We start from the raw sequence: 20,390 nt of genomic DNA, 5'->3' as shown, positions 1-20,390 counted from the left end.
CCATGGCCGAGCGACCGCTCCCCACCCCGTCCCACACCATCGGCCCGTTCTACGGCCACGCGCTCCCCTTCCCCGACGGCGACCGGATCGCCCCGCAGGGCCACCCGGACGCGATCAGCCTGCACGGTCACGTGTACGACGGCGCGCGCAGGCCGGTCCCCGACGCGCTGCTCGACTTCTGGCAGGCCGCGCCCGACGGCTCGCTGACGGGCGCCCCGGGCTCCCTGCGCCGCGATCCGTCGACCGGTGGTTTCCTGGGCCGCAACGGCGTCGACTTCACGGGGTACGGGCGGGTACCCACGGACGCCGACGGGCACTACGCGCTCCACACGCTGCGGCCGGGCAACTCCGGGCTGCCGTACATCAGTGTGTGCGTGTTCGCGCGCGGGCTGACGCACCACCTCTTCACGCGCGCCTACCTCGCCGACGGCCCGGACCCGCTGCTCGACTCGCTGCCCGCCGAGCGGCGCGCCACGCTGGTCGCGGCAGAGGGGGTGAACGGGATGAAGGGTACGAAGGGGGCGTACCGTTTCGACATCCGTCTTCAGGGCGAAGGCGAAACGGTCTTCCTGGAGTTTCAGTGACAGCGGTCGGACCTGAAGAACCCGGTGAGCCCGGGCGGCCCGTCGGGCCTGTCGCATCCGGCTGCCTCGACGCGGGGCTTCTCGCGCCCGGGCGGGCGGGGTCGGCCGCCGAGGCCGCGACGGGCGACGCCGCGTTCCTGCGGGCGCTGCTCGACGCCGAGGCGGCCCTCACCCGGGCCCAGGCCTCGCTGGGTCTCGCCCCGGCCGCCGCGGCCGACGCCGTCACCGCCGCCGCTGCCGACGCGGCGCGTTTCGACGTCCACGCGCTCGCGCTGCGTGCGCGGGCCGGCGGCAACCCGGTGATCCCGCTGGTCGCGGACCTGGGCGCGGCGGTCGGCGACGAGCACTCCCCGTACGTCCACCGGGGCGCGACCAGCCAGGACATCATGGACACGGCCATGACGCTGGTCTCGGTACGGACGCTGGACCTGGTCCTCGGCGACCTCGCCCGTACGGAGCGCGCGCTGGCCCGTCTCGCGCGCGAGCACCGCGACACGGTCATGCCGGGGCGCACGCTCACCCAGCACGCCGTCCCCACCACCTTCGGCCTGAAGGCGGCAGGGTGGCGGTCGCTGGTGCTGGACGCCCGGGACCGCGTCCGCGTCGTACGGGACGGGCTGCCGGCGCAACTCGGCGGCGCGGCGGGCACAGCGGCGGCCTTCGCCGTGTACGGAGCCTCGGACACGGCGGCACTCGTGGCGGCGTACGCCCGTGAACTGGGCCTGTCCGCACCGCTGTTGCCGTGGCACACCCTCCGGACTCCGGTCGCCGACCTGGCGGGGGCCCTCGCCTTCACCGCGGGCGCCCTGGGCAAGACGGCGGTGGATGTCCTGACCCTCTCCCGTACGGAGATCCGTGAGCTGAGCGAGGGCACGGGGGGCGGGTCCTCCGCCATGCCGCACAAGGCGAACCCGGTGCGGGCCACGCTGCTCGCGGCCTCGGCCCGCCGGGCGCCGCAGCTCGCGGCGACGCTGTACGGGTCCATGGCGGCCGAGGACGAACGGCCGGCCGGCGCCTGGCACGCCGAGTGGGAGCCGCTGCGCGACCTGCTCCGCCTGGTGGGCGGGGCCGCGCGGGACGCCGCCGAGCTGGCCGAGGGTCTGCGGGTCCACGCGGACGCGATGCGGGCCCACCTGGACCTCACGCACGGCCTGATCGTCTCCGAGCGGCTGGCGGCCGAACTCGCGCCGGTGCTCGGGCGGGCCCGCGCCAAGGACGTACTCACCCGGGTGGCTCGGCGGGCCACCGCGGAGGATCGGCCGCTCCTGGAACTGCTGGCGGCGGAACTCGACCTGAACGAGCCCGAGTTGAAGGACCTCGATCTGGTGGCCCTGACCGATCCCACCCGGTACGCGGGCTCCGCCGGAGTCCTCACCGACCGTGCCCTGGAGCGACGTTGACCAGTCTGACCGACCACATCGTGCCGAACGAGGGCGCGTTGCTGCACCATCGCGTGGAGGGGGCCGCCGCCGCTCCCCCGCTGCTCCTCGGTCCCTCCCTCGGGACGTCGCTGGCGCTGTGGGACGCGGTCGCGCCCGAGCTCTCCGTCACTCATCGGGTGGTGCGCTGGGACCTGCCGGGGCACGGCGGGTCGTCCGCGTCGCTGATCGGTCCGGGGGCGACCGTCGGCGACCTCGCCGCCCTGGTGCTGGCGCTCGCGGACTCGCTGGGCATCGACCGGTTCTCGTACGCCGGTGTCTCGCTCGGCGGGGCGGTGGGGCTGCATCTCGCGGTGCACCATCCGGAGCGGGTGGACAGGCTCGCCGTGATCTGCTCCTCGGCGCACTTCAACGGCTCCAAGCCGTGGGAGGAGCGGGCCGCGCGTGTACGGGCCGAGGGGCTCGCCGGGCTGGCGGCGGGTGCCGGTGCGCGGTGGTTCACGCCCGGGTTCACCGTGCCGGGGCTGGTCGAGGACCATCGGACGGCCGATCCGGAGGGGTACGCGGCGTGCTGTGACGCGCTGGCGGCGTTCGATCTGCGTGAGCGGTTGCCCCGCGTCTCCGCGCCGACGCTGCTCGTCGCCGGGCGCGAGGATCCGGCGACGCCGCCGGCGCATCTGCGGGAGATCGCCGACGCGGTGCGGGGCGCCGGGCTCGTGGAGATCCCGGGCGCGTCGCATCTGGCGCCGGCGGAGCGGCCGGAGGCCGTGCTCACCGCGCTGCGCGCGCACTTCGTCGGTGACGCGGGGCGGGGGATGTCGGTGCGGCGGCAGGTGCTCGGGGACGAGCACGTGGACCGGGCGCAGGCGGGGCAGTCGGCGTTCACGGCGCGGTTCCAGGACTTCATCTCGCGGTACGCGTGGGGGGAGGTCTGGACGGACGAGACACTGTCGCGGCGCGAACGCAGCATGATCACCATGACGGCGCTGGTGGCGCACGGGCACTACGACGAGCTGGCGATGCATGTGCGGGCGGCTCGGCGTAATGGGCTGACGCCGGAGGAGATCGGGGCGGTGTTGCTGCAGACGGGGGTGTACTGCGGGGTTCCGGCGGCGAACTCGGCGTTCGCGGTGGCGCGGGCAGTTCTCTCCGAGGAGGGTGGGCGCGGGTCGTGAGGTGCACGGGGCCTGTGGCCGGCCGCCCCGCGCCACACGTACCTGCGGTTGAAGGCCGGAGCGGCGCTGTCCTGGCACCCTGCCGAATCGGTGCGGGTACCTGGATGCTGGGCGCGCAGTTCCCCGCGCCCCTGAAGGGGCTTCGCCCCCTGAGCCACGTGCCTGCAGGGCGCGGGGCTCCCTGGGACCTACGGGGTCTCCGGGCCCAGTGCCTCTTGGGCTCGGGTGGCCAAGGTGTCGGCTCCGCAGGATCGGGCCAGGGTCAGGCCCTTGGTGATCTCCGTGCGGGAGCGGGACGCGATGCCGTACTCGACGCGGGCCAGGGCGTGTTCGTAGGCGCACGGGGACGCCTCCAGGTACGTGACAGCCTGGGCGTGCAGCGCGACCGAGCGCTGGCCGGTCTCCAGCGCGGCGGCGCAGCGCAGGGCCTCGCCGATCGCCGTGTCGGTGCCGAAGCGCTCGGCCTGGACACGGGCGTCCGCCGCCACCTCCGCGGCACGGCGCGGGTCCGAGACCGCGAGGGTCCTCGCGAGGTCGCCCGCCCAGGGAGCCATCACCGTGTTGTGACCGCCGCGTGCCTCGGACATCTTCTCCGCGGTCTCCAGCTCGTTCACGCCCTCCTCGACCCGGCCGGTGGCGATGAGCAGGCGGCCCCGTATCGAGTGGGTGTCCGGCAGGACGATCGTGGACGGGTGCGGCGGTTCGAAGGAGTACCGCTCGGCGATCTCCTCGGCCTCGCCCACATGCCCGCGGGCGAGCAGGGTGTCGATGAGCATGCACGCCGCCGACCAGTGCATGGGCAGTCCGCGGCCCACCCGGTCCGCGAGCCGCAGCGCCTCGCGCAGTGACTCGTCCGCTTCCTTGAGGCGACCCCGCCTGCGGAGCACGTACCCGCCGAAGGCGTGCGCGAGGGCCAGATGGCCACCGCTCCAGCCGGCGGACTCGTACGACCGCCGGGCCTCCGTGAAGAGGCTCTCGGCACGGTCGAGCCGGTCCGCGTACGTGTAGGAGATGCCGAGCATCATCAGGAGCTCGAAGCTCCACTCGGTGTCGGTCCAGCCGAGGCCGGGCGCAAGGCGGCCGTTGACGAGCGAGCGGTCGCAGAGCTCGACGACCTCTTCCGCGTTCTCCCCGCGGGTCATGGCGTCGAAGGCCCGCAGTATGAGCACCGCGCGCTCGGAGTTGTCACGGCCGGTGAGCGGTTTGGCCAGCTCGGTCAGCCGGCGGGAGCGGCCGGGCGCGTCCTCCTCACCGGCATGGATGCCCTCCCACATGTAGTGCACGGCCTGCAGCCGCATCCGCCCGGGACCCGGTTCGAGCCGGTCGGCCTCCGCGTCGACGACCGCGACCGCCTCCTCCAGCTGGTCGTTGTGGACGAGCGCCGAGGACAGCCGGCAGACCGCGTCGACCCGCAGTTCCTCCTCCAGGCCGTGCACGGTGAGCGCCTGGCGCAGATAGCCGATCGTGGTCGCGGGCGAGGTCAGCAGCGTGGCGCAGCCCAGTTCGTAGAGCACCAGCGCGTGCACCTCCGGCAGCGGCGGCTCCAGCAGGGCCCGCTCCAGACACCGGCGGGCCGCGTCCGGGGCACCGACGGCGAGGTGTTCGCCGGCGGCCTCACGCATCTACTCGACGAGTTCGGGGTCGTCGTCCGGATGCACCTCAAGGAGGTGGCGGGAGGCCGCGGCGGCGCCCAGACCCGACGCGGTGACGACCGCGGCGGCCACGCCGTGCATCGCGGTGCGCAGCGCGTCCGGGATCGAACGGTAGACGGCGGTGGCGATGAGCGGATGGACGAACTCCAGCTCGCCGTCCGCCCCATGACCCGTCGTCCGGTCGGCCACCGTGAGGATGCGGGCCGCGCTCAGCCGCGCGGCGCAGCGCTCGGCCTCCTCCCGCTGCATCCCGGCCAGTTCGGCCGCGAGGTCCACCGAGATCTGCGTACCGAGGATGGCGGCGGCCCAGGCGAACTTCGTGGCGTCGACGCCGAGTCCCTCCAGCCGGTCGACCAGTCCCCGGCCGCGCGCCGCGCGGTTCAGCGCGCGCAGTTCGGTGGCCGAGTCCTCCACCGGCTGCAGTTCGCTGTCCTGGACCTTGGCCAGGAGTTCCACGCTCTCGTAGGGGTTGCCGCCGGTGACCGCCCAGACCTCGCGGCAGAACGGGGCGTCGGCGTGCGCGCCCAGCGTGGCGCGGGTGAGTCCGGCGGTGGCCTCCGGGGTCAGCGCGCGCAGATCGGGCATGGGGCGGGACAGCGCGCCGAGCGTGTCGAGGTGACGGGCGCTCTCCCCGGTGGCGTCCCCGGGGCGGCTGGCCACCACGACGAGGACGGGCAGGTCGTCGAGACGCTCGGCGAAGGCCGCCAGCCAGTGCAGCGTCTCCTGGTCGGCCCAGTGGGCGTCGTCGATGAGCAGCACCAGCGGCCACTCGCGCCGGGCGAGCCTGCGCACCGCGGCGACCAGTCCGTCGCACACGCCCTGCGGGTCCACCTGCCGGCCGCCCGGTTCGGCGATGCCCAGTGCGGGTCCGGCGATGTCGTACCAGTCGCCGAAGTACTCGCGCGCCTCGTCCGGCATCAGGGCCACCAGCGCGGGCTGGAGCAACTGCCGGACCACGTTGAACGGAACGGATGTGATGGTCTCGCCGCCGCGGGCCGCCCAGACCGTGCAGCGGTTCTCCGCGAGGACGCGGACCTGGGCGAGCAACGCGGTCTTGCCGATGCCCGCCTCGCCGGTGAACACCAGCAGGGTGCCGGCGGCGGAGCCGGCGCACAGGGCGTCGACGGCCTCCGTGACCGCGGCGAGTTCCGCGTCGCGCTCCCAGAGCGGTGCCGAGGCGGCGTCACCGGGCCGTGCCTCTGTCATCCCGCTGCCTCCCCAGGTCGGCCCAACGACGTGCAGACTTCGAGCCTAGTCCTCCGGACGGCGCGATGGAGTCCGGTCCGGACACCAGTTGCCTTCCCGGATACAGGCAGTGGACAGGAGTCGGCCGACGTGCCCGCCGACCGGCGTGGGTGAAAGTTATTGACTGTCAGCAACCGCAAACTGGAACTTACTTTCAGCGAATTCGTCAGAGGCCGACAGAGGTAGGCCGAGGCCGGCCCGGTCCGGAGCGACAGCGGTGCGGGAGGAACGGTACGGACACCCCTGCGCACGGCTCCGGCCGGCGGACCGACCGGCCGGAGCGTTCCCGAAGAGCGCTGGTCGCGGGGTCGGTCGGCAACTTCATCGAGTGGTACGAGTTCGATGTCCACGGCTACTTCGCGACGGTGATCGCGGCCCGGTTCTTCACCCCGGAGGGCGGCTCCGAGGCCGAGGCCCTGGTCAGGACGTACGCGTCGTTCGCGCTCGCGTTCTTCTTCCGGCCGGCCGGCGCCGCGCCGTTCGGCCTTCTCGGCGACCGTGGCGGCCGGCGGCCCGTGCTGATGGTCGTCTGGCCGCGCGGCAGGCCGGGCACGCCGGTCGCGCTGAACCTCGGCGGCATCGCCAACCTCACCGCGCCCGACGGCACCGCGTTCGGCACAGGCCCCGCGGGCGCGCTGATCGACGCGGCGGTACGCCGTTCCACCGGCCGGGACTTCGACGCCGAGGGGGCGCCGGCCGCCCGCGGCATCGTGCGCGAGCCGCTGCTGCGGCGCCTGCTCGACGAGCCGTACTACGCGCGGCCCGCGCCGAAGACGACCGGCAAGGAGCTGTTCCACGAGGGCTGTCCGCTCGCCGCGCCGGCGGACTTCGCCTCATCGGCCCACGGGGACGCGGCACTGAGCGACGAGGACGTGATCGCGACCCTCACCCGGCTCACCGCCCGCACGGTGGCGGACGCCGTCCGCTCCCTGAGCGCCACCGGGTCCTCCCGCGGCACCGGGTCCCCACCCGTCACCGAGGTGACCGTCCCGGGCGGCGGGACGCACAATCCCGTCCTCATGGCGATGCTCCGTGAGGAACCGCGAGGAGTGCCGCTGCGCCTCTCCGACGGTCTCGGGCTGCCCGCGGCGGCCAAGGAGGCGTACGCCTTCGCCGTTCCGGGGTTTCTGACGGTGCACGGACTTGCGGGCACCGACCCGAGGAGCACCGGCGCCCGGCACGCCCGCGTACTTGGCTCGCTCACTCCGGGGCGGAGCGGTTTCCCCGCAAATCCGCGCAGGCGCGCGACAGCCGGTGCGCCTGGTGCTGAGGTGACCGGAAACGGGGTCCTCTCATACGGCTTTCACCCACACCTCATACGGTGGGCACATGACGCAGGCGACTCCCCCCGGCTGGTATCCCGACCCCGGGCAGACAAGTGACGGTCCCGCCACGCAACGCTGGTGGGACGGCAGTACATGGACGGACCAGACCCGCCCCGCGGAGTCGGCCGCCGCATGGAATCCCCCGGCGTACCCGCCGGGCACCCCGTACGGGGGCGCGAAACCGGGCGGGCCCCGGCGCGGAGTGCGTACGGCGATAGCCGTGGCCGCCGCCGTCGCGGTCCTCGCGGGCATCGGCGGCGGTGTGTACGCGCTGACCGCCGACGACAGCACGGACAGCGCCGGGCAGAGCGACGCCCGGCCGACACCGTCGCTGCCGGGCGGCCCGCAGGGCCAGGACGGCGGCGGTCAGGGCGGTCCGGGCGGGCAGGACGGCGGCCAGGGCGGTCCCGGCGGGCAGGACGGCGGCGAGAGCGGGGTCCCGCAGCCGCAGCAGTCCGAGGAGGGCTTCGCCGCCGACCCGGTCAACGGCATCAGCCTCCCCGTGCCCGACGGCTGGAGCGGCTCGACCATCCAGGTGGGCGCCCAGGTGACGTCCAAGGACTCCTACAAGTGCCCGGGCGACGCCACGGCGACCTGCACGCGCGGCGGCGCCTACTCCGCCCCCGCGCTCGCCCTGGAGCTCAAGGCCACCACCGTGGAGGCCGCGGCCAAGGAGGACATCTCCAAGAACGCCGAGGAATCCTACGGCGGCAAGAGCTACGGCAAGATCACCTCGCACGACGAGCTCTCCTCCGAGGCCGTCACGGTGGCCGGGCAGAAGGGCTACGCGGTCCGCTGGAAGGTCGTCACGAGCAAGGGCGCCGACGGCTACGTCGAGTCGCTGGTCTTCCCGGCACCGGCCAACACCAAGCAGCTCGTCGTCGTGCGCTTCGGCATCGACGTCGGCTCCGGCGCGCCGAAGCAGTCCGTGATCGACGACATCACGGAGGGCATCAAGAAGTCCGCCGGCGGCGGCAACGGCCAGGACGTCTAGGACACATCCCCGCCGGGACACACCGCCGCGAACGTCCCGCGGCGACAGCAGTCGGCCGGGTGGAGCGCCTCTCCGCTCAAGAGGAACCCCACCCGGCCGGGGGGTGCGCGCCGCCCCCGTCCCCACGGTGCGGCGCGATCAGGTCACCGTCCAGTCATCCCTTGGACGGCGGCCTGAGTTCTAAGGGGGCTCGGTGAGCCCCAGGGCGGGCAGCAGGGCCACTTCCACGTAGCGCAGCAGATACTCCGCGTCCGCGGGCCGCCCTTCCAGGAGGGGCCTGACCCGGAGCACCCCGAGCAGCTGCGCGGGGATGAACTCCAGCACCGGATGGTCGGCGGTGATCTCGCCCCGCTCGACCGCGCGCCCGATCATCGCCCGCAGCGCGGCCAGTTCGGGTTCCACGAGGGCGTCGCGCAGCGCGCGCTTCAGTTCCTCGTCCTGCATCACGGACTGGCCGAGCGCCTGCATGAGCCGGGTGTCCTCGTCGGACCGCTCGCCCGCCGTACGGGCGACGGCACGCAGGTCCCCGGCGAGCGAGCCGGTGTCGATCCCGATGAACTTGGGGCAGTGGTTGGCACGCAGCGCCGCCGCCACGAACTGCGGTTTCGTCTTCCACTGCCGGTAGAGCGTGGACTTGCTGCACCGGGTGCTGGCGGCCACTCCCTCCATGGTCAGCGCGTCGTAGCCGCACTGGCGGACCTGGTCGAGCACGGCGTCGAAGAACTCCTGCTCACGCTCGGGCGTGAGCTTGGAGCGGCGCGAGGCGGCGACCGTCTGCGGTCCCTCCGCTGCCTGCGACGTCATGGCTCTTCTCCTCGCTCGTCCCCGGGGCTCGTCCCGGCACCCTATCGATACGCCAGTGTACCGGAACGGCTTCGTATCGGTACACTGGCGTATCGATGAGCCTTGGACAGGACCCACCCCTGTGTCGAGTGGATCCCCTCCTGGGCTCACCACGCATCAGCACCGTTGAGACCGTCAAGCAAAGGGGCCGGGGGATGGAACTCCCAACCGAGCCTGCACAGAAGGGATCCGCCGCGATACCGCGGCCACCCCTCGTCCGTGAGGTCCTGCTCGTCGCGGGACTCTTCCTCGTCTACAAACTCGGCCGGCAGCTGGCCACCGGCCACACCGCCGCGGCCTTCGGCAACGCCCGTCACGTGTGGGACCTCGAACGGTTCCTGCACCTGCCCGGCGAGGGCCACGTGCAGTCCGCCGTGCTGCACGGCGACACCGTCGTACACGTCGTCAACACCTATTACGCGACCGTGCACTTCCCCGCCACGGCGGCCTTCCTGGTGTGGCTGTATCTGCGCCGTCCGGGGCACTACGTGTGGGCCCGCCGGGTCCTCGCCGCGATCACCGCCGCCGCGCTGGTGGTGCATCTCACATTCCCGCTGGCGCCTCCCCGGATGCTCGCCGCGACGGGGCTCGTGGACACCGGCCAGGTGTACGGGCCCACGGTGTACGGCGCCTCGCCCGAGACCGACTCCCTCTCGAACCAGTTCGCCGCGATGCCCTCGCTGCACTTCGGCTGGGCCCTGATGGTCGCGGTCGGCCTGATCGCCGCGACCAGGACCCGCTGGCGGTGGCTGTGGCTGTTGCACCCGCTGCTGACCCTGCTGGTGATCGTCGGGACGGCGAACCACTACTGGCTGGACGCGATCGTGGCGGCCTCCCTCCTCGGTATCGCCCTCGCCGTCGTCCGCCCGCCCCGCGCGGCACCTGCCCCCACCGGGCCGGGCTTCAAGGCCGGGGACTCCGAGGACACCGGGAACACGGAGGGCGCCGACAGGCCCGTACCGCATGCGTCCGGTGGGCAGGACGCCCCCGGCGGCGTGGCGGACGCGCCCGCGCTCGTGGGAGCGCGGCGATGAGCGCGACCCTCCTCGCCGTCGTCCTGTCGCTGGTCTCCGCCGTCGCCTACGCGGGCGCCGCGGTGGCACAGGAGAGGCTGGCCTCGCGGACCACGGAACCCGGAGTACTGCGCCTGCTGGGCCGCGGCGCCTGGTGGTGGTCGGTGGGTCTCAACGCGGGGGCCGCGCTGCTGCACGTGGCCGCCCTGAAGTACGGCACCCTCACGCTCGTCCAGCCGCTCGGCGCGCTCACGCTCGTCGCCGCGGTGCCGCTGGGCGCGCGGCTGGCCGGCCGCCGGGTCACCACGGTCGAGTGGCGCGGTACGGCGCTGACGCTGATCGGGCTCTCGGCGGTGCTCATGACGGCGTCCGGGCCCGCCCCCGACGACGTGCTGAGCGTCCCGCAGGCGCTGGCCGTGACGGGTGCCACCGCGACCCTGATCGGCGTCCTGGCCCGGCCTGGCGCCCGCCCCGGACTCCGGCACGCGTCCGCGTCCGGCTTCGCCTCGGGGGTCGCGTCCGCGCTCACCCAGACCGTGACGGTCGCCGCGACGGACCGTACGGGTCCGCTGCTCAGCGGGCAGGTGATCGTGGTGGCCCTGCTGGTCGCGGCCTTCGCCGCGGGCGGCCTGCTGCTGTCGCAGACCGCCTACAAGGGCGGACTCGGCGCGCCGCTGGCCGTCGTGACACTGGCCAATCCGATCGCCGCCGTGGTCATCGGCCTGACACTGCTCGGTGAGCGGTTGCAGGGCGGGGCGGCGGGGCTGCTCCTCGCGGGGGCCGGGGCGGCGGTCGCGGCCTGGGGTGTGGTGACGCTGTCGCGTTCCACGCCGGAACCGGAACCGGAACCGGTGCCGACGCCGACGCCGGTGCCTCCGGCGGTGGAGGAGCAGCATCCGGTGGCGGCGGTCCTGGCACTGGAGGCCGACTCGGCGGCATACGAACCCTCGATGCTGCCGCGGCAGCCGAAGCCGGGGCATCTCACCTCGCTGTGACACCACCACCCGGGCATACGGGGGGGGCGGCCACGGATGTCCGTGGCCGCCACCCCCTTCGTCGGTCGGCGCGGTGGCGGTGGCGGTGGCGTCTAGGCCGTCGCGATCGCCGGGTCGCTGACGCCCGCGCGGCCGTTCTCGACATGCCCGGCGAACCGGCGCAGGAACGAGGCGTCCGCGTCGGAGACGACGGTGAGGTCGTACCAGCGCCTGCTCGCCCGCAGATCCACGGTGTGCCGCACGGTCGCGCCGGGCCGCACCCTGAACGACCTGGGCTTGCCGCCGTAGCCGTCGGTGAGCTTCAGATTCACCGTGCGGGAGCCCTTGTTGGTGAGGGTCAGCTCGATGTCCTCCCCGTCGTGGCGGGCGGTGACCTCGGGTCCGGCGGCCTTGCCGGGGCCCTTGAAGACGCGGACGAAGCCGTTGGGCCCGTGCACGGTCAGGTCGTACGAGCCGTTCGAGTACGCGGAGTTCCAGGTGTCCGAGACGTTCTTGCCCGCCTCGGTGGTGTACGTCCAGGGGCCGTCGGCGCGGCTCCCGGAGGTCACATGGAAGGAGGCGCCGGCCTTCTTGCCCGAGGCGAAGGTCAGCGTGAACTTCCCGGCCTTCGCGTCGGCCGAGCCGTCGATCCAGGGCGCGTACCGCAGCGGACGGGCGGGCCGCAGACCGCGCTCCTGGCGGGGCAGTTTCGGGTCGGCGGGCGGGGTCGGCCTGTAGTCCGGGTGCCGGTCCTTGTCCTGCGGCTCGTACGCGTCGGTGTCCGGGAGGCGGGCCGGCTCGCTGTCCTTGCGGGAGAAGTCGAACGCGGCGGTCAGGTCGCCGCAGACTGCCCGGCGCCAGGGCGAGATGTTGGGCTCCTCGACCCCGAAGCGCCGCTCCAGGAACCGGATGATCGAGGTGTGGTCGAGGGTCTCGGAGCAGACGTAACCGCCCTTGCTCCAGGGCGAGACGACGAGCATCGGCACGCGCGGGCCGAGGCCGTAGGGTCCCGCGACGTACTTCGAGCTGCCCGCGAAGAGGTCCGGGCCGACGTCGACGGTGGACTTGCCCCGGTCGGGGGAGCCCGGCGGCAGCGGCGGCACGAGGTGGTCGAAGAAGCCGTCGTTCTCGTCGTACGTGATGAACAGGGCCGTCTTCGCCCATACCTTCGGGTCGGCGGTGAGCGCCTCCAGGACCTGGGAGATGTACCAGGCGCCGTAGTTGGAGGGCCAGTTGGAGTGCTCGGAGAACGCCTCGGGAGCCGCGATCCAGGAGACCTGCGGCAGCCTGCCGCCCGTGACGTCGGCGCGCAGCTGGTCGAAGTAGCCCTCGCCCTTGCGCGCGTCGGTGCCGGTGCGGGCCTTGTCGTGGAGCGAGTCACCGGGCTTGGCGTTGCGGTACTTGTTGAAGTACAGGAGCGAGTTGTCGCCGTAGTTGCCGCGGTAGGCGTCCGGGATCCAGCCCCAGGAGCCGGCCGCGTCCAGGCCGTCGCCGATGTCCTGGTAGACCTTCCAGGAGATCCCGGCCTCCTCCAGCCGCTCGGGGTAGGTCGTCCAGTCGTAGCCCAGCTCGTCGTTGCCGAGGACCGGGCCGCCGCCCTTGCCGTCGTTGCCTGTGAAGCCCGTCCACATGTAGTAGCGGTTCGGGTCGGTGGAGCCGATGAACGAGCAGTGGTACGCGTCGCAGACCGTGAAGGTGTCGGCGAGCGCGTAGTGGAACGGGATGTCCTCACGGGTCAGGTACGCCATGGTCGTGGCGCCCTTCGCGGGGACCCACTTGTCGTACTTGCCCCCGTTGTAGGCGGCGTGGCCGTCGGGCCAGCTGTGCGGCAGGCCCTCCAGGAACTGCATGCCGAGGTCGTCGGCCTCGGGGTGGAAGGGCAGGAGGTCCTTGGTGCCGTCCGACTGGTGCCACACGGACTTGCCGTTGTCGAGCGCGACCGGGTGCGGGTCGCCGAAACCGCGGACGCCTCTGAGCGCACCGAAGTAGTGGTCGAAGGAACGGTTCTCCTGCATGAGGACGACGACGTGCTCGACATCCTCGATGGTGCCGCGGTGGTACCCGGCGGGGATCGAGGCGGCCTTGGCGATGCTCTCCGACAGCGCGGTGAACGCCGCGGTACCGCCCGCGAGTTGCAGGAAACGGCGCCGATTCACTTCGGTCATGACTGGGTGACCTCTCGTCCTGACGGGTACGGGGCGGCTGACGGACGGACCTGCGCAAGCCGGAACGTGCGCTCTCGGAGTGTTCCAAGAGCAACAAACGTCAGGGAAGGGGCGCGTGGCGTCCGTGTGAAAGACGGCGGTACGTGAGGTGCCGGCGGAGGCCTGTCCGGACCGGAGGTGACGACAGGGTCTAGCCGCTCCGGCCGGGGGCCGTCGAGGCGAGCGCGAAGACCAGGTCCAGTGCGCCGGGAAGGCCGGCGGTCCCGTCGTGCGCGGGCAGGTGGAGGCCGCCCGCGTGGGTGCCGAGCGTCCGGTGCAGTCGGACGAAGGCGGCGGCCTCGGCGAGGACGGCCGCCGGGTCCCGGCGGTTGCGGTGCCAGGGGTCGCAGGCCCAGACGACCTCGGCCTCGGTGGAGGCGACCTTCTGCACCAGTTCCGGCAGGACGTCGGTGATCCGGTCCGCGCCGAACCGGGTGAGGAAGGTGAGCCGTCCCGCCGAGCGTTCCGGGTCCAGCCGGTCGATCAGGGTGAGGACGGCGTCGTGGGTGGTGTCGGCCTCCACCACCACGCCGACCGGGTTGCCGGTCCCGGCGGCGGCACCGGCCGGTACGTGACCGACCCCGGCCGAGTGGTGCAGCCAGACCAGGTGGCCCGCGAGGTCCCACCGGGCGCCGCCGGGCTCGCCGGTCGGGGGCGGGGCGGAGTCGTCCACGGGGGCGGGGCGGCTGACGGCGGGCCTCGGCAACACCGCGGACCTGCCCGCGCAGGCGTGCAGGAAACTCAGCGCGGAGCCGATCCTGCCGGTCAGCGGCTCGTAGCGGGCGCGCTCGGGGGAACTCGCGACGAACGCCCGGTTCAGTTCGTGCGCCCATGACACGTCCGGGCGGACACCGCCGCCGAACGCCCTGACGAGGTTGAGGGCGACGGCGGACGCGGCCGTCTGGTGGATGTCCGGGGCCGCGGCGGGTCCGGCGGATCCGGTGTGCCGGGTGTGTCCTTCGGCGGGGGGCGCGTGGAGCTCGGCGACGGGCACGACCGGGACGCCGAGCGCGTAGGACAGGACGACCACGCCCTGTGCCAGCAGGGTCAGTTGCCGGGTGACGTGCTCGGTGCGGGGGAACGCTCCCGGCGGGGTGCTGCTGCCCGCGTGGAGCAGGAAGGCCTCACCCCGAGCGGCGGCGGCCAGCTTGCCACGCAGTTCCTCGGCCTCTCCCGGCCACAGCAGGGGCGGGTGCGCCTCGGCGTCGGTCCCGGCCCCGGTCCCGGCCCCGGCCCCGGCCCCGGCCCGCGGGGACCACGGTGGCATCGGCGACATGGGCGGTATCGGTGGTATCAGCGGTATCAGCGGTATCGGTGTCAACAGAACGGAGTCCCCCCTCCTTTCGCGGCCGGCCGTTCACAGCAGCGAGAGGCGGCCCCCGCTCAGCCACGCGTCCAGCGGCTCCCGCATGGTGTGCTCCGACGGAGGGTGGAAGGCCAGGGCGCGACTGGCGGCCAGCAGGTCCACCCCGTGGCCGTCGCGCACGAAGGACATGCCGCCCATCAGCTCCAGGACCCGGTCGGTGGCCTCCGCGATCGCCCGCTGGGCGGTGTACCGGACCAGCAGGATGCGGCCCATGAGCGCTTCCTCCGGTGAACCGTCGTCCAGCTCACGGGCGAGCGCCTCGACGGCGGCCGACACCGTCTCCAGGGGGCCGAAGGCCGCCACCCGGTCGCCGGCCTGTCCTCGTCCGTCGGTGAAGACCCGCTCCACCTGGCCGGTCGCGATGCCCACGTACGCGGCGGTGATCAGGATCAGGAAACGTGCCATGAGCGAGTTGAGCCGGCCGGCCGCCTGCTCCGGGCCGCCCAGCGGGACGATCATGTGGTCCGGGACGAACACGTCGTCCAGCACCACGGCGTCGGTCTGTGCGGCCCGTAGGGCGTGGTTGCCCCAGAACGGCTCCCGGCGCAGCCCGGCCGTCCCGGCGGGCACCATCACGATCAGCAGGTCGCCCGCGTACGGCGAATCCGGCGGCCCGGGCGCCAGCAGGGTCAGCAGGCCCATCGACCCGACCAGGGAACAGGGCCGTTTGGAACCGGTGAGCCGCAGACCGCCGCCCCTCGCCGCGGCCACCTCGATGCCGGGTGCGAAGAGCTGTTTGCCGGAAGCGCCCTCGGCACCGCAGGAGGAGACGAGCAGCCGCCGGCCGACGATCTCCGAGAGCACGTCGGCCGCCCCCTCGCCCAGCACGTGCGCCAGCCAGGCCACCTTGTAGTGGTGCATGGTGGACGCCACGGCCAGCGAGGGGGCCCGGCTGCCCACCGCCCGCTGGAGCCGCGCCCCGTCCAGACAGTTCAGGCCGCCGCCGCCCAGGGCGACGGGGATGAGGACGTTGCCGCCGCCGGCTTCCCGGAACTCCTCGATGACGTGGGTGCCGGGGTCCTCGACGGCCGCCGTGCCCAGTTCGGCCAGCCGGGCGTCGAAGCCGGGCAGCGCCTTGTCGAGGACGGCCCGCTCGGTGATGAGTATGTTCGGCATGGGTGACTCTCCTCGTCACAGTGCGTACGAGAACCGGACGCGGTCCTCCCCCGGGCCGTCCCAGTCCTTCCAGACGGGCAACCCCTCCGGGTCCGGCGGACTGCTCGGGTCCGGCGGGCTGTTCGGGTCCGGCGGGCCCGCCGACGGCAGGGGCACCGGCTCGAACCCCGTCGCGAGATGGAAGCGCTGGGACCGGGTGTTGCCGGGTGACACGACGGCGGTGACGGTCCGGCAGCCCCGTTTGCCGGCCAGTTCGAAGAACCGCCCGTAAAGCACACGGCCGAGGCCGGTTCCGCGGTGGCCGGGGGCGACCGCGATGAAGTGGGTGTGCGCCTCCCCCGGTTCGGAGGGCGAGACGATGCCGACCAGGAAGCCCGCGAGCGCCCCCTGGTCGGTCACGGCCGCCAGGCTGGTCGAGTGGAAGTGGCGCAGGAACAGTCTGGGCAGCATGTGAGCTGCCGGGCGGCCCCACCAGTCGTCCACCTGGGCGATCAGCGAGGGATAGTCCGACTCCTGGAGCGCGCGGATGCGCGGTGCGGTCATCTTCGGGTACCGCTCCTTTCCCGGATCACTGTTCCCCCGTCCCTGTCCCCGTCCCCGTCCCCGTCCCCGTCCCTGTCCCGGCACCGGCACCGGCTCGGGGCGGTTCGGCGGGGCGTGACCCAGTCCCGCGCAACTCCCCGTCCACGAAGAGCAGTTGAGGTACCTTCTCGCGGGCGCCGCACTCCTGCACCAGACCGACCATCAGGATGTGGTCGCCGAGTTCGACGGACCGTACGAGCCGGCAGGCGAAGTACCCGACGGTCCCGGCGATGCGCACACCGCCGGTCACCGGCTCACCCTCGGTGCGTACCTCGGCGAAGCTCTCCGCGCCCAGCGGGCGGTTCCGGTTGGCGAACCAGCGGGCCAGCTCGCTCTGTTCGGCGGCGAGGACGTTGACGACGAAACCGCCGGTCCGCTCCACCAGCCCCCTGATCCTGGCGTCGTGCCGCACGTTGAAGGAGACCAGCGGGGGTGCCAGCGACAGGGTCGTGAAGGAGTTGACCGTCATACCGTGGACGTCGGGCCCCAGCCCGCTGGTCACCACGGTGACCCCGGTGGGAAGGCAGCGGGCGGTGGTGCGCAGCAGCGAGGCGGTCACCGGTTCGGTGGCCGTGGCATGGATGGTCAACGGGATTCCCCCTCCGCCGGGAGCGCGTCGGCGCCGAGCAGCACCGCGGCCAGATGGGACATGCCGGCGCCCAGCAGTACGTACTCCCGCGGGGTGCCCGGGCCGGTGGCGGGCTCCGGTGCGCCGAGCCGGTCGGCGAGGTGGATCAGCGGGTCGCTGCCCTGGCAGTGGGCGATACGGCCCACGTTGTCCATCGCGATCCGCCGGCTGTCGAATCCGATGTCGGCGAGGTACATCTCCATCACGTTGCGCGCGAAGTTGCTGGGCAGGACGAGCGACCTGTCCGGCCGGACGCGGTACCGGTCCGACAGGCCGTTGAACAGCTCCCGGTAGGCGGTCAGGCGGGCGGTCAGCCGCTGGTGCGGCGGCGCGTCCCGGCGTTCCTCGGCCGTGCCGTGATGGGCCATGGCCAGGACGGGCAGCCCCGGTGCGTCGGCGGAGACCAGGGCGGCGGCGGCCCCGTCGCTGGCGATGGCCGCGCCCCCGGCCACGAGGCGCTCCCCGCCGGTCGAGAGGTCGGCCAGGTCACCGCTGATGACCATGACGTGCCGTGCGGTGCCGTCCCGGACCAGTGAGGCCGCGTTGCCCAGCGCGAACATCGCCGTGGCGCAGTCCATCAGACCGAGGGTGGCGACCGTGGCGCCGGTCATGCCGGTCTCCCGGAGCAGGTCGGCGACATCGCGGTGGGCGCCGCGATCGTGCGGCAGGGAGTCCGTGGCGAGCAGTACCGTGTCCACGGCCTTTCCCGGGACACCGGCCGTGGCCAGGCACTTCTGCGCGGCTGCGGCCATCAGCTCCGTCAGGGGCGCCTGCGACCAGCGGTAGACGCGGAACCCGGCCGCCGGGGAGGTCAGTTCGGCCGCCACGTCCGGCACGGCGGTCAGCTCCGGCAGCTCGGCGACGGCAGCCTCGTACTCGCCCAGTTCGTAGGCGGCGGCGCACAGCCGCGGCGTGATCACCGGTCCGCCTCTCGCGACGCCCGGCCCGCCGCGCCGGACGCCTGCGCGGCCAGTGCCGTGAACCGCTCGGCCAGCCGGGCCACCGTGCTCCTGTCGTACAGCGCGGTGTCGTACTCGATCCAGCCGGAGGCACCTTCGGGGGCGGGGTGGACCACGATCGTCAGGCCGTAGCGGGCCACGCCCTTGTCCACGTCGTACGTGGCCACGACGGCGCCGTGTGCCGTGCGGGCAACGGCCGGGCTGTCGAACACGAACGCCACGTCGAAGAGCGGGTGCAGGCCGGGGAGCCGGCGTTCGGTGGTGATCAGCTCTCCTGGGTACGACGCGTGCCACAGCCCCCGTTTCGACGCCGCGTGGGTGGCCCGGATCCTCGCCGCCCAGGTGCCGTCGCCGGGGTCGCGCAGGCGCAGCGGCAGGACGTTGAGCAGGTAGCCGACGGTCTGCTGGGCGTTCGGCCCGTCGCGGTTGGCGGTGAAGGTGCCGAGCAGCACGTCCGGTCGGCCGCTGAACTCGGCGAGCGCGGCCCACGCGACGGCCGCCCAGCCGGCGTAGGCGGTGGCGGCCGAGCCGCGGGCCGCGTCTGTGATGCCCTGGGCCACGGCGCCGGGCAGGGTGAGGTCCACGCGCCCGCCGGTGCCGGAGGGAGCCTGTCCCCGGGGGCGGTCGGTGGCGGGCGGAGGCGGGGCGTCCGCCAGTTCGTCCGCCCAGAAGCGGGCCGCCGCCCGGCCCTGCGGTCCGGAGGCCGACTCGGCCTGATCCAGGGCGAAACGGCCGAAGGGACGTGTCGCGGGAGCGGGCACGGCGGGGTCACGGGCGAGTTCGTCGAGGAGCAGCTCGAAGGACCAGGCGTCGAAGACCAGGTTGTGCACGACGACCAGCAGCCAGACCTCCTCGGCGGCGGCCCCCTCGGCCAGGGCCACCCGCAGGAGGGGCCCTTCGGCCAGGTCGAACGGTTCGTGCGCCATTTCACGGGCCAGGGCGTGTGCCTGCTCCGGTCCCGCGGGGCAGCGGGTGCGGACCAGCCGGGCAGGCAGGTCCTCGTGCACCACCGGTCGTACGACGCCGTCGTGTTCCCGGAAAGTGGTGCGCAGCGCGTCGTGGGCGCGGACGAAACCCTGGACTCGGTCGGCCAGCAGGTCGAGGTCGACCGGGGTTCCGGTCAGGCGCACGGCCTGGCAGACCACGTCCACGGGCCGCCCTGCGGCGGTGTGGTGGGCGCGCCACAGCCGCTCCTGGCCCGGGGTCAGCCGGACCTGTGCGCGGGGGGCCTGCTCACGTAACCGGGCCCGCAGCAGGCCCAGTTGCTCGGGAGTGAGCGCGGAGAGCCGGGCGGCCAGCTCCGCGGGGACACCGGCGGTCATGCGTAGCGCCTCCGTAGTTCGTTGAGGTGGCTCAGGCTCTCGACGACGAGTTGTTCGTCCACGCCGAAGTCGATGAGACAGGCGATCTCCTTGACGCCCATGCCTTTGAAGCGGTCGACCACCGCGGTGCAGGAGTCGGGGGTGCCCAGCAGCGCGCCCTTCTCGAAGTACTTGTCGAAGGCGAACCCGATGAGCTGGTCCTGGTCGGCCTGGGACATGTCCCGCACCCCGGCTCCCGGCGCGAGGTTCTTCTTCTGCGAGTCGATGACGGTCAGGAAGGAACGCAGGTAGTCCGTGAAGGGCGGCCGGACGGTCTCCCGCACCTCCTCCAGGTCGGTGCCGATGAACGTGTGCAGCATGAGGGTGACGGTGACGTCGTCCGGGTCGTGCCCGTAGTCCTGGAGGGTCTTGTAGTAGAGGGCGAGTTTGTCCTCCAGCTCCTCGTTGGTCATGTCGATCAGGGCGGTCAGTACGTTGCAGCCGAGGCGGCCGGCCGTCTCGAAGGTGTCCGGGCTCTTGGTGCAGGTGAGCCAGATCGGCAGCTGGGGCTGGACCGGCTGGGGGTGCAGTTCCAGTTCGACGTAGTTGCCGAGCGCGTCCTGGGCCGAGACCGGTGCGCCCTCCCAGAGTTCGCGGATGGTGTCCACGGCGTCGAAGGTGCGCTGCCGCCGGTCCTGCCAGCCGTCCGGGTTGATGGCGAAGTCCACCGGACTGAACCCGGTGGCCAGGGCGATGCCGGCCCGGCCGTGGGACAGGTTGTCGACCACGGCCCACTCCTCGGCCACCCGGATCGGGCTGTGCAGGGGCAGTACGACGCTGCCCGCGCGGATGCCGAGGCGCTGGGTGGCACCGGCCAGCGCGGCTCCCAGTACGGAGGGGTTGGGGTAGAGGCCACCGAAGCGGTGGAAGTGGCGTTCGGGGGTCCAGATGGCGGTGAAGCCGTTCTCGTCGGCGTACCTGGCGGCGTCGAAGACGAACCGGTACTTGTTCTTCTCGTCCCCGGAGAAGAAGATCAGACTGAATTCCATG

At 73.1% G+C, this 20,390-nt stretch carries 16 protein-coding genes and 1 pseudogene; 7 read left to right on the top strand and 10 right to left on the bottom strand.

Going from position 1 to position 20,390, the window contains the following annotated elements; all coding sequences use genetic code 11:
- Nucleotides 1-2: 2 nt before the first annotated feature.
- The 3 genes from pcaG to pcaDC are packed head-to-tail and all read left to right on the top strand — an operon-like array spanning nt 3 to nt 3,138.
- Complete coding sequence (pcaG, locus tag K3769_RS33870; RefSeq protein WP_267030057.1) at nt 3-584, top strand: protocatechuate 3,4-dioxygenase subunit alpha; 582 nt, start codon at nt 3-5, stop codon at nt 582-584.
- A complete protein-coding gene (gene pcaB, locus K3769_RS33865) occupies nt 581-1,984 on the top strand; it encodes a 3-carboxy-cis,cis-muconate cycloisomerase (protein ID WP_267030056.1) in 1,404 nt (467 codons plus the stop codon). Before pcaG ends, pcaB begins: the two co-directional genes overlap by 4 nt.
- A complete protein-coding gene (gene pcaDC / locus K3769_RS33860) occupies nt 1,981-3,138 on the top strand; it encodes a bifunctional 3-oxoadipate enol-lactonase/4-carboxymuconolactone decarboxylase PcaDC (protein WP_267030055.1) in 1,158 nt (385 codons plus the stop codon). Before pcaB ends, pcaDC begins: the two co-directional genes overlap by 4 nt.
- Before the next feature lie 188 nt (nt 3,139-3,326).
- Here the strand turns inward: pcaDC and K3769_RS33855 are convergent.
- A pseudogene (locus K3769_RS33855) lies at nt 3,327-5,996 on the bottom strand (ATP-binding protein).
- A 335-nt stretch (nt 5,997-6,331) separates the two neighbouring features.
- Between K3769_RS33855 and K3769_RS33850 the strand changes: the two are divergent.
- Together K3769_RS33850 and K3769_RS33845 are read left to right on the top strand one after the other, a co-directional pair.
- Nucleotides 6,332-7,417 (top strand): anhydro-N-acetylmuramic acid kinase, encoded by a 1,086-nt coding sequence (locus K3769_RS33850; RefSeq protein WP_267031650.1) that lies wholly within the window; start codon nt 6,332-6,334, stop codon nt 7,415-7,417.
- The gene (locus tag K3769_RS33845) at nt 7,365-8,354 is read left to right on the top strand and encodes a DUF2510 domain-containing protein (RefSeq protein WP_267030054.1); all 990 of its coding nucleotides are present in this window, start codon (nt 7,365-7,367) and stop codon (nt 8,352-8,354) included. Before K3769_RS33850 ends, K3769_RS33845 begins: the two co-directional genes overlap by 53 nt.
- 180 nt (nt 8,355-8,534) lie before the next feature.
- Here K3769_RS33845 and K3769_RS33840 read toward each other — a convergent pair whose 3' ends face one another.
- A complete protein-coding gene (locus K3769_RS33840; RefSeq protein WP_267030053.1) occupies nt 8,535-9,158 on the bottom strand; it encodes a TetR/AcrR family transcriptional regulator in 624 nt (207 codons plus the stop codon).
- 194 nt (nt 9,159-9,352) lie between these two features.
- Here K3769_RS33840 and K3769_RS33835 point away from each other — a divergent pair, with 194 nt between their 5' ends.
- Both K3769_RS33835 and K3769_RS33830 read left to right on the top strand, forming a co-directional pair.
- Nucleotides 9,353-10,231 carry a phosphatase PAP2 family protein gene (locus K3769_RS33835; protein WP_267030052.1) on the top strand — a complete coding sequence of 293 codons (879 nt, stop codon included), beginning with the start codon at nt 9,353-9,355 and terminating at the stop codon, nt 10,229-10,231.
- Complete coding sequence (locus K3769_RS33830) at nt 10,228-11,205, top strand: DMT family transporter (protein ID WP_267030051.1); 978 nt, start codon at nt 10,228-10,230, stop codon at nt 11,203-11,205. The genes K3769_RS33835 and K3769_RS33830 overlap by 4 nt, the downstream gene beginning before the upstream one ends.
- Before the next feature lie 92 nt (nt 11,206-11,297).
- On the opposite strand, the gene K3769_RS33825 is transcribed toward K3769_RS33830, so the two are convergent.
- The 8 genes from K3769_RS33825 to K3769_RS33790 all read right to left on the bottom strand — a co-directional run bounded on the left by K3769_RS33825 (nt 11,298) and on the right by K3769_RS33790 (nt 20,389).
- A complete protein-coding gene (locus tag K3769_RS33825) occupies nt 11,298-13,349 on the bottom strand; it encodes a phosphocholine-specific phospholipase C (protein WP_267030050.1) in 2,052 nt (683 codons plus the stop codon).
- Nucleotides 13,350-13,539: 190 nt separating this feature from the next.
- Nucleotides 13,540-14,664: a 3-deoxy-7-phosphoheptulonate synthase gene (locus K3769_RS33820; RefSeq protein WP_267030049.1), complete on the bottom strand. Its 1,125-nt coding sequence runs from the start codon at nt 14,662-14,664 to the stop codon at nt 13,540-13,542.
- Nucleotides 14,665-14,745: 81 nt separating this feature from the next.
- Nucleotides 14,746-15,870, bottom strand: coding sequence for an acyl-CoA dehydrogenase family protein (locus K3769_RS33815; RefSeq protein ID WP_267030048.1), 1,125 nt, complete (start codon nt 15,868-15,870; stop codon nt 14,746-14,748).
- 15 nt (nt 15,871-15,885) lie between these two features.
- Nucleotides 15,886-16,413, bottom strand: a complete 528-nt coding sequence (locus tag K3769_RS33810; protein WP_267030047.1) for a GNAT family N-acetyltransferase — start codon at nt 16,411-16,413, stop codon at nt 15,886-15,888.
- A 25-nt stretch (nt 16,414-16,438) separates the two neighbouring features.
- Entirely contained in the window at nt 16,439-17,041 is a 603-nt protein-coding gene (locus K3769_RS33805) for a flavin reductase family protein (RefSeq protein ID WP_267030046.1), read from the bottom strand.
- Nucleotides 17,038-18,000, bottom strand: coding sequence for a beta-ketoacyl-[acyl-carrier-protein] synthase family protein (locus K3769_RS33800; RefSeq protein ID WP_267030045.1), 963 nt, complete (start codon nt 17,998-18,000; stop codon nt 17,038-17,040). The genes K3769_RS33805 and K3769_RS33800 overlap by 4 nt, the downstream gene beginning before the upstream one ends.
- Nucleotides 17,997-19,361: a condensation domain-containing protein gene (locus tag K3769_RS33795; protein ID WP_267030044.1), complete on the bottom strand. Its 1,365-nt coding sequence runs from the start codon at nt 19,359-19,361 to the stop codon at nt 17,997-17,999. The genes K3769_RS33800 and K3769_RS33795 overlap by 4 nt, the downstream gene beginning before the upstream one ends.
- Nucleotides 19,358-20,389, bottom strand: coding sequence for a MupA/Atu3671 family FMN-dependent luciferase-like monooxygenase (locus tag K3769_RS33790; RefSeq protein WP_267030043.1), 1,032 nt, complete (start codon nt 20,387-20,389; stop codon nt 19,358-19,360). The genes K3769_RS33795 and K3769_RS33790 overlap by 4 nt, the downstream gene beginning before the upstream one ends.
- Nucleotide 20,390 lies beyond the last annotated feature (1 nt).

The sequence above is a fragment of the Streptomyces ortus genome (genome assembly GCF_026341275.1).
Lineage (GTDB): Bacteria > Actinomycetota > Actinomycetes > Streptomycetales > Streptomycetaceae > Streptomyces > Streptomyces ortus.
This window is presented reverse-complemented; position numbering and strand designations above follow the sequence as displayed.